The organism is Achromobacter sp. DH1f (assembly GCF_000633435.1).
Lineage (GTDB): Bacteria > Pseudomonadota > Gammaproteobacteria > Burkholderiales > Burkholderiaceae_B > Achromobacter > Achromobacter deleyi.
Genome location: NZ_AYMF01000012.1, coordinates 189,768 through 203,384 on the forward strand (window position 1 = coordinate 189,768; position 13,617 = coordinate 203,384).

Annotated in this window: 10 protein-coding genes; all 10 read left to right on the forward strand. The window is 66.9% G+C overall.

Features of this window, described 5'->3' with window-relative positions; genetic code table 11:
• The first annotated feature begins 678 nt into the window (after positions 1 to 678).
• Positions 679 to 1,350: a response regulator transcription factor gene (locus U858_RS0113230; protein ID WP_025137632.1), complete on the forward strand. Its 672-nt coding sequence runs from the start codon at positions 679 to 681 to the stop codon at positions 1,348 to 1,350.
• Positions 1,337 to 3,832: an extracellular solute-binding protein gene (locus tag U858_RS0113235; RefSeq protein ID WP_025137633.1), complete on the forward strand. Its 2,496-nt coding sequence runs from the start codon at positions 1,337 to 1,339 to the stop codon at positions 3,830 to 3,832. The genes U858_RS0113230 and U858_RS0113235 overlap by 14 nt, the downstream gene beginning before the upstream one ends.
• Before the next feature lie 172 nt (positions 3,833 to 4,004).
• Positions 4,005 to 5,102: an ABC transporter substrate-binding protein gene (locus U858_RS0113240; RefSeq protein WP_025137634.1), complete on the forward strand. Its 1,098-nt coding sequence runs from the start codon at positions 4,005 to 4,007 to the stop codon at positions 5,100 to 5,102.
• Positions 5,103 to 5,264: 162 nt separating this feature from the next.
• Positions 5,265 to 7,043, forward strand: coding sequence for an iron ABC transporter permease (locus U858_RS0113245; RefSeq protein ID WP_025137635.1), 1,779 nt, complete (start codon positions 5,265 to 5,267; stop codon positions 7,041 to 7,043).
• Positions 7,036 to 8,124, forward strand: coding sequence for an ABC transporter ATP-binding protein (locus U858_RS0113250; protein WP_025137636.1), 1,089 nt, complete (start codon positions 7,036 to 7,038; stop codon positions 8,122 to 8,124). The genes U858_RS0113245 and U858_RS0113250 overlap by 8 nt, the downstream gene beginning before the upstream one ends.
• Positions 8,125 to 8,180: 56 nt before the next feature.
• Complete coding sequence (locus U858_RS0113255; RefSeq protein ID WP_025137637.1) at positions 8,181 to 9,080, forward strand: TonB family protein; 900 nt, start codon at positions 8,181 to 8,183, stop codon at positions 9,078 to 9,080.
• A complete protein-coding gene (gene aroE / locus U858_RS0113260) occupies positions 9,077 to 9,940 on the forward strand; it encodes a shikimate dehydrogenase (protein WP_025137638.1) in 864 nt (287 codons plus the stop codon). The genes U858_RS0113255 and aroE overlap by 4 nt, the downstream gene beginning before the upstream one ends.
• Positions 9,941 to 9,944: 4 nt before the next feature.
• Positions 9,945 to 10,679, forward strand: coding sequence for a monofunctional biosynthetic peptidoglycan transglycosylase (gene mtgA / locus U858_RS0113265; protein WP_025137639.1), 735 nt, complete (start codon positions 9,945 to 9,947; stop codon positions 10,677 to 10,679).
• 93 nt (positions 10,680 to 10,772) lie between these two features.
• Positions 10,773 to 11,951, forward strand: coding sequence for an LPS export ABC transporter permease LptG (gene lptG, locus U858_RS0113270; protein ID WP_025137640.1), 1,179 nt, complete (start codon positions 10,773 to 10,775; stop codon positions 11,949 to 11,951).
• Entirely contained in the window at positions 11,948 to 12,781 is an 834-nt protein-coding gene (locus tag U858_RS0113275) for a symmetrical bis(5'-nucleosyl)-tetraphosphatase (RefSeq protein WP_025137641.1), read from the forward strand. Before lptG ends, U858_RS0113275 begins: the two co-directional genes overlap by 4 nt.
• The last annotated feature ends 836 nt before the right edge of the window (positions 12,782 to 13,617 follow it).

Genomic DNA, 13,617 nt, shown 5'->3' on the forward strand with positions numbered 1-13,617 from the left:
GGTGGTGGCGCGCCGCCCATCTTTGTGGGGGCCGGGGTTCTTGCCGAATGGCGTTTTTCTGGGGGCTGGAGCTCTTGCCGAATAGCGCTTTCCTGGGGGGGGCCGGGGCTCTTGCCGAATAGCGCTTTTCTGAAGGGCCCGAACTCGTACCTACCAGTGCTCGTTTGAGGGGCCGCCGGGTCATCGCTCACTCCTTCCACCGACCGCGCTTGTTTTTCTCTCCCCCCACCCCGAGTCGCACTTCCCCCTTCTTGCGACTTCCCCCTCTTCCTCCACCCTTCAACCGACCACCCCCCATAAGCCAAAGAAGGCCGCCCGCGCGGCCGCTTTTGGCGTCCCCGCAAGATCTTCCATTGCCGCCGAGCAGTTTCCCAAGAATGCCAAGCACACTGCCCGCCCCAGCGGCGGTCAAGATGCTGCAGTGGAGCCCGTCGCGTCGGCGGTGTGCGGAGCGCGGGGCGTCGATGCGCCCGAGGGAATCCGAAGGCAGCCGCCGGCAGGCGGCAACGAGGATGACGCAGGGGCAGTCCGGAGCGAAGGCTCCGGACCGCAATCGTTGCCCCGCGCTCCGCACACCGCCGACGCGACGGGCGGCCCTCGAAAAGATCACCGCCCACTAAAACGCATGACCTCCCGTTAAACTCCCCCAAAAAACCACAACAACATTGGAGAACAAACATGCGCATTTTGCTCGTCGAGGACAACCTTGACCTGGGCGATGCCGTGGAGAGCAAACTGCGCTCGGCCGGCCATAGCGTGCAGTGGGTGCGTAATGGGGTGGAGGCGTTGCGGTGGGGGTTGGACGAGACTTGGGATGCCTTGGTGCTCGACATCAACCTGCCTGGCAAAGATGGGTTTACCGTCATTCGGGAATTGCGGGCCGCCGGGCTCGAAGCGCCCGTGCTCGTCGTCACTGCGCGGTCCGAGATCGAAGACAAGATCGACATGCTGGACCTGGGGGCCGACGATTATCTCGTCAAGCCCTTTGACCTGCGCGAGCTTGAGGCGCGGCTGCGGGCCTTGCTGCGGCGGCCCGCGGGGCAGACCACCAGCGTCACCACCTATGGCAACCTGAGCCTGGACATGGCCAATCGGCATGTCGTGTTGGCCGGGACGCCGCTGGAACTGGGGCGGCGTGAATTTCGGTTGTTGGAGATTCTGCTCGGTAAATTGGGGCAGACCGTCGCCAAGGAGCGGTTGATGAACCAGTTGTTCGACCTGGATGATGGGTCGCTCAATGCGCTGGAATTGCTGATTTCGCGGCTGCGCAAGAAATTGGCCGGCGCGTCCATCGACATCGTCACCGTGCGGGGCGTGGGGTATCAGGCCCGCAGCCATGAGCCTTCCTGACAGCTTTTCGATTCGGCGGCGCGTCTTCACGCTGGGCGCCGTGCTGCTGGCCTGCGCCTTGCTGGGGCTGGTCTTCTTTTTGCGTGGCTATGCGCAGCGGGCCGCCGAGCAGGCGTTTGACCGGTTGCTGGCGGCGTCGGCGTTGACGATTGCGGGGTCGGTGCAGATCGAGGACAACGGCGTCACCGTTGAACCGCCAGTGTCGTCCCTGGCCATGCTGTCGGGCAGCGAGCGGGTGTTCTATGAAGCCCGCACGTCCAACGGCAGGCTCATCACCGGGTATGCGGACCTGGCGCCGGGGCTGCCGCTGGCGCAGTCGGCCACGCCTGTCTTCACGTATCTGAGCTATCACGATGAACCCGTGCGCGTGGCGACGGTGGGGCGGCTGGTGTCGGCCAGCCAGCATGCGGGCTGGGTGACCGTGCGGGTAGCGGAGACGCTGGGGTCGCGTGAAGAACTGGCCGACGAGATATTGGGGCGCAGCGTGTTGCCGTTGATCGTGGTGTCACTGGTGGCGCTGGGCCTCTTGTGGTTTGGGGTGCAGCGGGCCTTTGCGCCGCTGGCCGTGGTGGAACGCGAGCTGCGGCGGCGGGCGCCGGATGACCTGGCACCGTTGGTCACGCCTGTGCCCACCGAAGTGCGGCGGCTGGTCGAGGCGCTCAATGCGTTCATGCAGCGGCTGTCCGGGCTGATGGATACGCTGAACACGCTGGTCGCCGACGCGGCGCACCAGGTGCGCACGCCGCTGGCCTCGCTGCGGGCGCAGGCCGAGGTGGCGCTGGACGAGACCGATCCCAAGCGCCTGCACGAGCGACTGGGGCGCATCCACTTGAACGCCATGCATGCCAGCCAGCTCATCAATCAGTTGCTGATGGACGCCACCATCACGCACCGGCTGGGCAAGGGGTCGCGGGCTCCGGTAGGCGTGGCCGAGACCATCAATGAAACGCGGCGCCGCATCGGACCGCTGGAGGCCCAGCGGCTGCGCATCGAGATCGCGCCGCAGGTGCGGCGGGCGCGCATCGCGGGCGATCGCGTGGCCTTGCGTGAAATGCTGCGCAACCTGGTGGACAACGCGCTGCGCTATGCGCCGGACGGCACCGTGGACATCCAGGCCACGCCCGTGGCGGGATTCCGGGTGGCGCTGACCGTGTCCGACCGCGGGCCGGGCATTGCCGATGACGAAAAGGATGCCGTGCAGCAGCGCTTCATACGCGGACGAACCGGCGAATCGCAGCCGGGCTCCGGGCTGGGCCTGGCCATCGTGCGGTCGGTGGCGGTGGCGCATGGCGGGTCGCTGTGGCTGCAGGACCGCCCAGGCGGCGGCCTGTCGGCGCGGGTGATCCTGCCGCTCGCGCGCCAGCGCAGCGGGGCCGGCGGGCGCACGCTCGCCAGCTGGCTGGGCGCCGTGTTCGCGGCGGCCCTGTTGCTGGTGGCCGCCCCGGCCGACGTGCGCGCCGCCGACATTCCCGAGATCGTCACCCGCTATCCGGCGCCGCAGCCGTCGTCGCGCGTGCTGACCATCGCGGGGCCGACCGACACGCCGGTGGTGGCGCCGCTGATCCTGGGCTTTCAGGCGCAGCGGCCCGACGTCACCGTGGTGTACCGGGAGATGGGCAGCCGTGAACTGTACGAGGCGGCCATCGAGAACCAGCTGAAGGACGTGGACGTGCTGATGAGCTCGGCCTCGGACCTGCAGATCCGGCTGGCCAACGACGGCTACGCGCAGCGCTACACCTCGCCCTATGCGGCCAAGCTGCCGTCGTGGGCAGTGTGGCGCAACGAGGTCTACGGCTTCACCTTCGAGCCTGCGGTGATCGTCTACAACCCCAAGCGCTACACCGAGGCCACCGTGCCGCGCTCGCGCCAGGACCTGCTGCGCACGCTGGAACACGACCGCGTGCGGCTGCATGGCCGGGTGGGCACCTACGACATTTCGCGCAGCAGCGTGGGCTACCTGATGGCCGAGCAGGACGAGCTGGTGTCGTCGAATTTCTGGGGGCTGGCCAACGCCTTCGGCCAGGTCGGCGTGCGGCTGTCGGCCACTAGCGCGGAACTGCTGGACGCGATCGAGAACGACGAGATGGACCTGGGCTACAACATCCTGGGGTCCTATGCGCTGTCGCGCCAGGCGGCGGGCAGCAAGATCGGCATCGTGTTTCCGCAGGACTACGTGCTGGTGCTGGCGCGTTCGGTGCTGATCGCCCGCAAGGCGCCCAATCCGGACCTGGGCCGCGCGCTTGTTGACTGGCTGCTGTCGCCGGCTGGACAGCAGGTGGCATCCAGCCACGCAGCGCTGGGCTCGATCATGGAAGACACGCCGGGGCGCTGGACTTCGGAGGCCGTGCTGGCGCGTTCGCAGGGCATCGTGCAGCCGGTGGTGCTGTCGCCTGCGCTGCTGGTGGGGCTGGACCAGCGGCGCCACTCGCGCTTCGTGCAGAACTGGATCCGGCTGGTCACCGATACGCCGGAACGTCCCTGAGAAAACCGGCGTCGCCTGAAGCCTTGCTGCGCCGGTGGCCTTGTCCCCGATACCGGGATTACCCCTATCCCACCCTGCCCCCCATGACAGGACGACGACAGACGCCGGCCCCTAAGATGCGGGCGAACAGGCTTCGCGCCTGTCGATACTAATTCCAACGGAGACAAGACCCATGCTTGCCAAGTCCAGACTGGCGGCCGCCTGCGCCGCCGCATTCGCCATCGCTGCCGGCAGCGCCTACGCCCAATCCGTGCCGGCGGGCTACCCGGCCGATTACCAGAAGATTCTCGACGGCGCCAAGAAGGAAGGCAAGGTCGTGATCTATTCGACCACCGACACCAAGGCCGCCGGCCCCATCATCAAGGGCTTCGAAGCGCTGTACCCGGGCGTCAAGGTCGAATACAACGACATGAACAGCACCGAGCTGTACAACCGCTACATCAGCGAACAGGCAGCCGGTGGCAGCAGCGGCGACATCGTCTGGAGCTCGTCGATGGACTCGGCCCTGAAGCTGGCTACCGACTACGCGCTGCAGTACAAGTCGCCCGAGATCGGCAAGCTGCCGGCCTGGGCCGTCTGGAAGGACTCGGCCTACGGCACGACCTACGAGCCGGCCGTGTTCATCTACAACAAGCGCCTGATTCCGGCCAACGAAGTGCCGACCACGCACGGCGCCCTGGCCAAGCTGATCGCCAGCCAGCCGGACAAGTTCAAGAACAAGGTCACGACCTACGACATCGAGAAGTCGGCCGTGGGCTTCATGCTGGCCGTGCAGGACAAGGCCAACGACCCCAAGTACTTCGACACGCTCAAGGACATCGCCAAGGGCGGCCTGATCGTGCAGTCGTCCACCGGCACCATGATGGAACGCGTGTCGTCGGGTGAAAACCTGATCGGCTACAACATCCTGGGCTCGTACGCCGAAACCCGCGCCAAGACCGATCCGTCGCTGGGCGTGGCGTACCCGACCGACTACGCGCTGGTGCTGTCGCGCGTGGCGTTCATCAGCAAGAAGGCCAAGAACCGCAACGCGGCCAAGCTGTGGATGGACTACCTGCTGTCGCAGAAGGGCCAGGAAATCATGGCCAACCAGGCTGACCTGGCCTCGGTGCGCGACGACATCGAAGGCGACAACGATGTGGACGGCATGACCAAGAAGCTGGGCGCCTCGCTCAAGCCGATTCCGGTCAACGAGACGCTGCTGGACTACCTGGAGCAGAACAAGCGCCTGCAGTTCATCAAGGACTGGCGCGCTGCCGCAGGCAAGTAAGGCTGACGGCGCCACGGGGGCAACGCATCCGCCCCCGGCCGCCAGCACGCGGGAGGGCGGCATGCCCCCCACCCGCCGGCCGGACATTCACCTGCGGGTGAATGCCGGCGGGTGATCGCCAGCGGGCGCCCCCCGCGTCTATCGAATCAACAGGATTTCCCCATGCAGTCATTGCGCAGAAAATGGCAGTCCCTGCCGCGCGGCGTGGTGGTGCTGATCACAGCCTTGGCCATCTACGTGCCGCTGTCGTTCATCATCATCCAGAGCTTCCTGTCCGCGCCCTTCTTTTCGCCGTCCAAGGTCTTCAGCCTGGACGCATTCCGCTTCATCTTCGCGGACCCTGATTTCTACAAGGCGCTGAAAAGCGGCTTCATCCTGGCCTTCGGGCTGGCCATCATCGCCATCCCCCTGGGCGGCATGCTGGCTTTCCTGATGATCCGCACCGACCTGCCCGGCCGACGCTGGATCGAGCCCCTGATCCTGGTGCCGGTGTTCGTGTCGCCGATGGTGCTGGGCTTTGGCTACGTGGTGGCGGCCGGCCCGGTGGGCTTTTTCTCGATCTGGGCGCAGAACATCCTGGGCTTCGTGCCCTGGAACGTGTATTCGCTGACCAGCATCGTCATCATCGCCGGCCTCACGCACGTGCCGCACGCCTACCTGTACATCTCGTCGGCCCTGCGCAGCATGGGTTCGGACGTGGAAGAAGCCGCCCGCGTCACCGGCGCCTCGCCGCTGCGCGTGATGGTGTCGGTGAGCCTGCCGATGGTGCGCCCGGCCATGCTGTACGCCACCGTGCTGCTGTTCTTCCTGGGCCTGGAAGTGTTCGGCCTGGTGCTGGTGCTGGGCGATCCGGAAGGCAACCTGGTGCTGGCCACCTACCTGTACAAGCTGACCAACAAACTCGGCATTCCGTCGTACCACCTGATGGCCGCCGTGGCCGTGGTGCTGATCTGCATGACGATTCCGCTGGTGATGCTGCAGCGCCGCCTGATGCGTACCGCCAACCGTTTCGTCACCGTCAAGGGCAAGGCCTCGCGCGCCCGTCCGCTGCCGCTGGGCAAGTGGCGCTGGGTGGCGGGCGGCGTGGTGGCGTTCTGGCTGCTGGTCACCATCGTGGTGCCGCTGATGGGCGTGCTGCTGCGCGCGTTCGTGTCCAACTGGGGCATGGGCGTGTCGCTGTTCGACGTGCTGTCGCTGGACGCCTTCCGCACCGTGTTCGCGCAACCGAACCTGATGCGCGCCATCGTCAACTCGGTTGCCATCGGCGTGTTCGGCGGTGCGCTGGCCGTGATGTGCTACATGTTCGTGGGCCTGGCGATGCACCGCAAGCCGGACAACGTCACCCGCTTCATGGACTACAGCGTGCTGGTGCCGCGCGCGGTGCCCGGCCTGCTGGCAGGCCTGGCGTTCCTGTGGGTGTTCCTGTTCGTGCCGATGTGGCTGGACAACGCGCTGGATCCGGACCTGGGCGGCTGGCTGTCGGGCCTGCCGTTCGCCGAATGGCTGCGCGAGAACTTCATCGAATGGCTGCGTGCCATGCGCAGCACCATCTTCAGCGTGTGGCTGGCCTACACGGTGGTCTGGATGGCCTACGGCCTGCGCCTGATCTCGTCGACGCTGCTGCAGGTGGGGCCTGAACTGGAAGAGGCCGCCCGCAGCGCCGGCGCGCGCCGCGGCCAGGTCACCCGCCACGTCACCGTGCCGCTGGCCAAGTACGGCCTGATCGGTTCGTGGTTGCTGATGTTCCTGATCTTCGAGCGCGAATACTCCACCGGCGTCTACCTGCTGTCGCCCGGCACCGAGACCATCGGGTCCATGCTGGTGTCGCTGTGGGCGTCCGGCGCCATCGACATCGTGGCCGCGCTTTCCTTCATCAATATCGTTCTGGTCGTGATCGGCCTGGGCATCGCCCTGCGATTCGGAGTCAAACTTCATGATTGAGCTTTCTGTAGAAGACCTGCACCTGGATTACGGCGACAACCCGGTGCTCAAGGGCGTGTCGATGCAACTGCGCCAAGGCGAAGTGGTGTCCCTGCTGGGCCCGTCGGGCAGCGGCAAGACCACGCTGCTGCGCGCCGTGGCGGGCCTGGAAGGCCCCAAGCGCGGCCGCATCACCATCGGCGACCGCGTGGTCTACGACGGCGGGGCCCGCAAGGAAATCCCGGCCGAAGAGCGCAACCTGGGCCTGGTGTTCCAGTCGTATGCCCTGTGGCCGCACAAGACCGTGTTCGAGAACGTGGCCTACCCGCTGAAGCTGCGCAAGGTGCCGTCCGCCGAAGTGCGCGAACGCGTGCAGGCCGTGCTGGACCAGCTGGGCCTGGGCAAGCTGGGCCAGCGCCATCCGCATGCGCTGTCCGGCGGCCAGCAGCAGCGCGTGGCCATCGGCCGGGCGCTGGTGTACAGCCCGCCCGTCATCCTGCTGGACGAGCCGCTGTCCAACCTGGACGCCAAGCTGCGCGAAGAGGCCCGCGCCTTCCTGCGCGAACTGATCATCCGCCTGGGGCTGTCGGCCTTGATGGTGACGCATGACCAGAGCGAAGCCATGGCCATTTCCGACCGCATCCTGCTGCTGAACAACGGCAAGATCGAGCAGCAAGGCACGCCGCAGGAAATGTACGGCTCGCCGTCCACGCTGTTCACCGCCGAGTTCATGGGCAGCAACAACCGGCTGGACGGCAAGGTCACGGAAGTGCGCGACGGCCGCGCCCGCATCGAAGGCCACGGCTGGGCACTGTGGGGCAAGGCTGGCGAGGGCGTGACCCAGGGCCAGGACGCCACCGCGGTGATCCGGGTCGAACAGGTCCGCCTGGCGGACGATCCCGACGGCAACCACCTGGACATGCCGCTTCTGACCAGCATGTACCTGGGCGACCGCTGGGAATACCTGTTCCGCACCCCGGACGCGGACCCGGCCAACACGCTGGCGCTGCGCGCCTACGGCCCCGAAGGCCGTGAGCCCGGCCCCTGCCGCCTCGCCCTGCCGGCCAGCAAGGTCTGGGTCTTCCCCCGGCCCTCGAAGTAAGCCCCACGGGCAGCCACAGGTGACGGCAGCGGGCGGACTGGCTCTACAATGCGTGCGTGCAACGCCTTGCTGATTCCCCCTCTCCGCTGAGCCGTCTGCTGTGGTGGCTGGGCGCCCCCGCCCAGCATTACCTGCGCATCGGCATCGCGATTTCGCTGTTGGTGCACGCCGGCGCCCTGGCGTGGCGCTTCGGCGCGCCCGCGCTGTCCCGCCCCCCGGCGACCAGCCTCGAAGTGGTGCTGCTGAACGCCCGCAGCGAAACGCCGCCCGATACTCCCCGGGCCCAGGCGCAGAACCAGATGAGCGGCGGCGGCAACGCCGAACGCGGCCTGTCCACCACCCCCCTGCCCCAGACCGGCGCGTCGGCCGAGACCATCGTGCTGGAAGCCATGCGCCGCCGCCAGGTGCAGCTGGAAGCCGAACAGGCTCGCCTGATGACCCAGCTGCGCGCGGCCGACAAGGCCGGCGCCGAGCGCCAGGCGGTCAACCCCTGGCCCGACGGCAACGACCGCGGCCAGGACGCCCAGGACCAGGCCAGCGTCATCCAGAACGCCCAGGTGGCCGCCCTGGCCGCCAAGGTGCAGCAATACAGCGCTGAACCCCGCAAGCAGTTCGTGGCGCCCTCGGCCGAGGCCTCGCGCTACGCCGCCTACCTGGATGCCTGGCGCACCCGCATCGAATCCGTCGGCACCCAGCACTACCCGGACGAAGCCCGCGGCCGCATCTATGGCTCGCTGCGCATCACCGTGTCGGTGCGCGCCGACGGCAGCATCGCGGCGGTCGACATCGACCAGCCCTCGCCCCACGCCGTGCTGAACCAGGCCGCCCGCCGCATCGTGCAGCTGGCCGCGCCGTTCCCGCCGTTCCCGCCCGACATCGCCCGCGACACCGACGTGCTGGTCATCACCCGCACCTGGCATTTCGTCAACGACACCCTGGAAACCGAAGCCCCATGACCGAGGCGCCCCCTCTTGCCCGCTACGCCGTCATCGGCAACCCCATCGCGCACAGCCGCTCGCCTCAGATCCACGCCCTGTTCTCGCAACAGACCGGCAAGCCGCTGACCTACGAGCGCCTGCTGGCGCCGGTGGATGGCTTCGGCGCCGCGGTGGCCGCCTTTGCCGCCGAGGGCGGGCTCGGCCTGAATGTCACGGTGCCGTTCAAGCAGGACGCCTACGCGCTGGCCTCGGGCCACCTGTCCAGCCGCGCCCGGCTGGCCGGGGCGGTCAACACCCTGTCGTGGCGCGACGGCGCCTGGCACGGCTGCAACACCGACGGCGTCGGGCTGGTGTCCGACCTGCTGCGCCTGGGCGTGCGCCTGACCGGCGCGTCCGTCCTGCTGGTGGGCGCGGGCGGCGCCGCCCGCGGGGTGCTGCAACCGCTGGCCCAGGCCGGCTGCACCCGCATCCACATCGTCAACCGCACCGCCGCCCGGGCGCTGGAGCTGGCCGAAGGCTGGCGCGAAACCGGCGCCGAACCCCAGACCCGCGTCACCGCCGGGGGCCTGGCCGACGCCGCCCAGCCCGGCGGCTGGAACCTGGTGGTCAACGCCACCGCCAGCGGCCTGCAGGACGCCGCCCCTGACCTGCCCGCCGGCCTGTACGCCCAGGGCGCGGCCGGCTACGACATGATGTACGGCGCCCAGCCTACCGCCTTCATGCGGCAGGCCCGCCAGGATGGCGCCGCCCTGACCGCCGACGGCCTGGGCATGCTGGTGGGCCAGGCGGCGGAAAGTTTCTTCATCTGGCACGGCGTCCGGCCCGATCCGGCCCCCGTGCTGGCGGCGCTGCGCGAGGCGCTGATGGCCGGAAGCTGACCCGATGGCCGCCCGCGGCAAGAGCGGCAAGCGCCGTTCCTGGTTCCGGATCATCACCGGCGTGCTGATGGCGCTGGTGTGCGCCGTGCTGCTGTACCAGTTCTGGCTGTTCGGGCTGGTGGTCTGGTACAAGTACCAGAACCCGGGCAGCAGCGCCGTGATGCGCGAGGAACTGGCCCGCCTGCAGGACGGCAATGCCGATTTCCGCCTGAAATACGAATGGGTGCCCTACGACAAGATCAACCGCAGCCTGAAGCTGGCGGTGGTGGCATCCGAAGACTCCAATTTCACCGAACACGACGGCGTCGAATGGGACGCCATCCGCAAGGCCTGGGAGTACAACCAGAAGCAGGAAGAGGCCGGCCGCAGCAAGATGCGCGGCGGCTCGACCATCACCCAGCAGCTGGCCAAGAACCTGTTCCTGTCCAGTTCTCGCAGCTACGTGCGCAAGGGCCAGGAACTGGTGCTGACCTACATGATCGAACACGTCATGACCAAGGAACGCATCCTGGAGCTGTACCTGAACGTGGCGGAATGGGGCGTGGGCGTCTTCGGCGCCCAGGCGGCGGCCAAGCACTATTTCAATGTGCCGGCGGCCAACCTGGGGGCCAGCCAGTCGGCCCGGCTGGCGGCCATGCTGCCCAACCCGCGCTTCTATGACAGCCACCGCAATTCCAACTACCTGAACTCCCGCGTCTACACCCTGACCCGCCGGATGCAGATGGTGGACATCCCCTGACACCAGAAACCGACTGATTTCCAAGGCTTGCGCCCACCTTGAACGGCGGGATTTGTTAAGCTTTCACGTTTACGCGCTCACTCGTCCCTTTTCATGCGTACCGCACGTCGCTACCTGGCCCGCGAGATCTATCGCTCTTGTGCAGTGGTCCTTATGGCCCTGCTGGGCCTTTTCACGTTTTTCGCGCTGGTGGACGACCTGGACAACGTGGGCGACAAGTTCTCCATGCTGGCCCTGCTGTACATGCAGGCACTGGCCATCCCCACCCGCCTGTACGACCTGCTGCCCATCGGCCTTTTGATCGGCGCGATCCTGGCGCTGGCGGGCCTGGCCCAACGTAACGAACTGGTCATCTTGCGGGTTTCGGGCGTCAGCGGCATGCGGCTGCTGCGCATGCTCTGGATCGTGACCATTCCGCTGATGATCGGCGCGGCCCTGCTGTCCGAATACGTCACGCCCTGGGCCGAAATCAAGTCTGGCGAAGCCAACCTGCAGTTTCGCGGCCGCGCCGGCGGCGACCGCCTGAACAGCGGCTACTGGTTCAAGGAACCCACGGCCAACGGCGGCACCCGCATCATCAACATCGCTGAATTGAAAGGCGACGGCCAGGTCACGGGCGTGACGCTGTACGAGTTCAAGAAAGACCTGACGCTGTCGGTGCTGTCGACGGCGCCCACAGGCCTGTTCGCCCATGGCGACCTGGTACTGAAAGACGTGGCCGAAACGCGCCTGGACGACGACGCCGCCGAGGCGCTGGCCAACGCCCGCCCGCCGAAGAACCCGCCTGCCACGGTGGTGAAGGTGCCCGAACGCACGGTAGACACCACGCTCAGCGCCGAACGCCTGCTGGCCCGGGTGCTCACGCCCGAGCGCATGTCGATCGTGACGCTGCTCGACTATGTGGATTATTTGCGCAACAACCAGCTGCAATATGGTCGACAGGTTGTCGCGTTGTGGCGCAAACTGGCATATCCGTTCACGCTGCTGGTGATGATCACCATCGCGGCCCCCATCGGGCTGATGCAGACGCGCCGCGGCGGCGTGGGCGCCAAGGTCTTTATCGGCATCCTGCTGGGCGTGGGCTTTTTCATGCTGAACCAGCTGGCGCTGAACGTAGGCATGCTGGGCAAGTGGCCGCCCTGGCTGACGGCCCTGGGCCCGAATATCGGGGCCATGGCCTTGGCGCTGGGCGCCATGAGCTACATGGAATACCGCCACACCATTACCCGTATCGTCCAACAACGTTGGCCCTGGAGTAAGAGTCCCGCATGAACAGCAGTATCTGGATGATCGGCGACGTGCAAGGTTGCTGCTCGCCGCTGGATCGCTTGCTGTCCCATCCCGAACTGGTCGGCGACCCGAAGTCGCGTTTCTGGTTCGCCGGGGATCTGGTCAACCGCGGCCCGCAGTCGCTGGCAACGCTGCGCCGCATCATCGACCTGGGCGACCGCGCCACGGTGGTGCTGGGCAACCATGACCTGCACCTCTTGGCAGCGGCCGCGGGCGTACGCAAGCCGTCAAAATCAGACACGCTCGACGAAATTCTTCGCGCGCCGGATTCGGCCGCGCTGATCGACTGGCTGCGCTCGCGCCCGCTGGCCCATTTCGAGCACGATCACCTGATGGTGCACGCAGGCACGTTGGCAAAATGGGACGTGGCCAAGACGCTGTCGCTGGCGGCCGAAGTACAGGACGCGCTGCGCGGCCCGAACTGGCAGAAGGCGCTGCAAAAGATGTACGGCAACGAGCCGTCGACCTGGAAGGAAGACCACAAGGGCAGCAAGCGGATGCGGGTGATCATCAACGCACTGACGCGCATCCGCCTGTGCACGCCGAACGGCCACATGGAGTTCGCCACGAAGGTAACGCCGGGCGCATGGCCGGCCGGACTAGTCCCGTGGTTCGATGTCCCTAACAGGGCGACGCGCAATATCACGACGGTATTCGGACATTGGTCTACGCTGGGGCTGATGCAGCGGCCGGATGTGATCTGCCTGGATACGGGTTGCGTATGGGGCGGGGCGTTGACGGCGTTGCGGTTGCAGGATCGGAAGCTGGTGCAGATCAAGTGTTCGCAGTTTCAGGATCCGATGTCGGAGTGAAGTTTCTTCTGATTTTTGAGGGTGGCTGACTGGGTGTTGCTTGCCGTTTGCTTGCTTGCTTGCGGCGGTGGGGCTTCGTAGGTCGCCCCTGGCGGGGGTGGCATGCGGAGTGGGCGCCCACGATTGCGGTCCGGAGCCTTCGCTCCGGACTTCCCCCTCGTCATCTTCGTTGTCGCCTTCGGCGACTGCCTTCAGATTCCCTCGGGCGCATCGAGGTTGCCCACTCCGCATGCCACCCCCGCCAGGGGCTACGTGCGTCTTGGGTCGTTGCGCTGCTAGACCTGTGGTCAGGGCATGAGATCTACAGGGTCGCCAAGCCGCGGCCGCGCGGGCGGCCACGTTTGGCATTGCGTTGCTGGAATGTGTTGCGACGGCGCATCGCGCTGTTGTAGGTTGGTTTTCTATTGGGTCGCACATCGTGGGGGTGGGGCGGTGATGGGCGGCGCGGCAGGCTCTTGCTTGCGCATGTTGACCGTCTCGCGCGCCGCCCATCAGGCGCTGCACACTGACGTGAAACGCCATGGCATCCGCGCCGCTAGAAAACAGCACCGCTACGCACACGCGAGAGCGGCATCGGTGCACGCAAGACGCCGCGTAAGCTTCGCAAGGCCGCCCGCGCGGCCGGCACGAAGCGGGCAACGCCCTACCCCGCCCATCTGCAGCGCCCGATGGGCGGCGCGCGAGACGGTCAGCATGCGCAAGCAGGACTCTGCCGCGCCGCCCATCACCGCCCCCACCCCCACGATGTGCGACCCAATAGAAAACTCATCTACAACAGCGCGAAGCGCACCCGCAACACTTTCAGCAACACAAACGCCAAACGTGGCCGCCCGCGC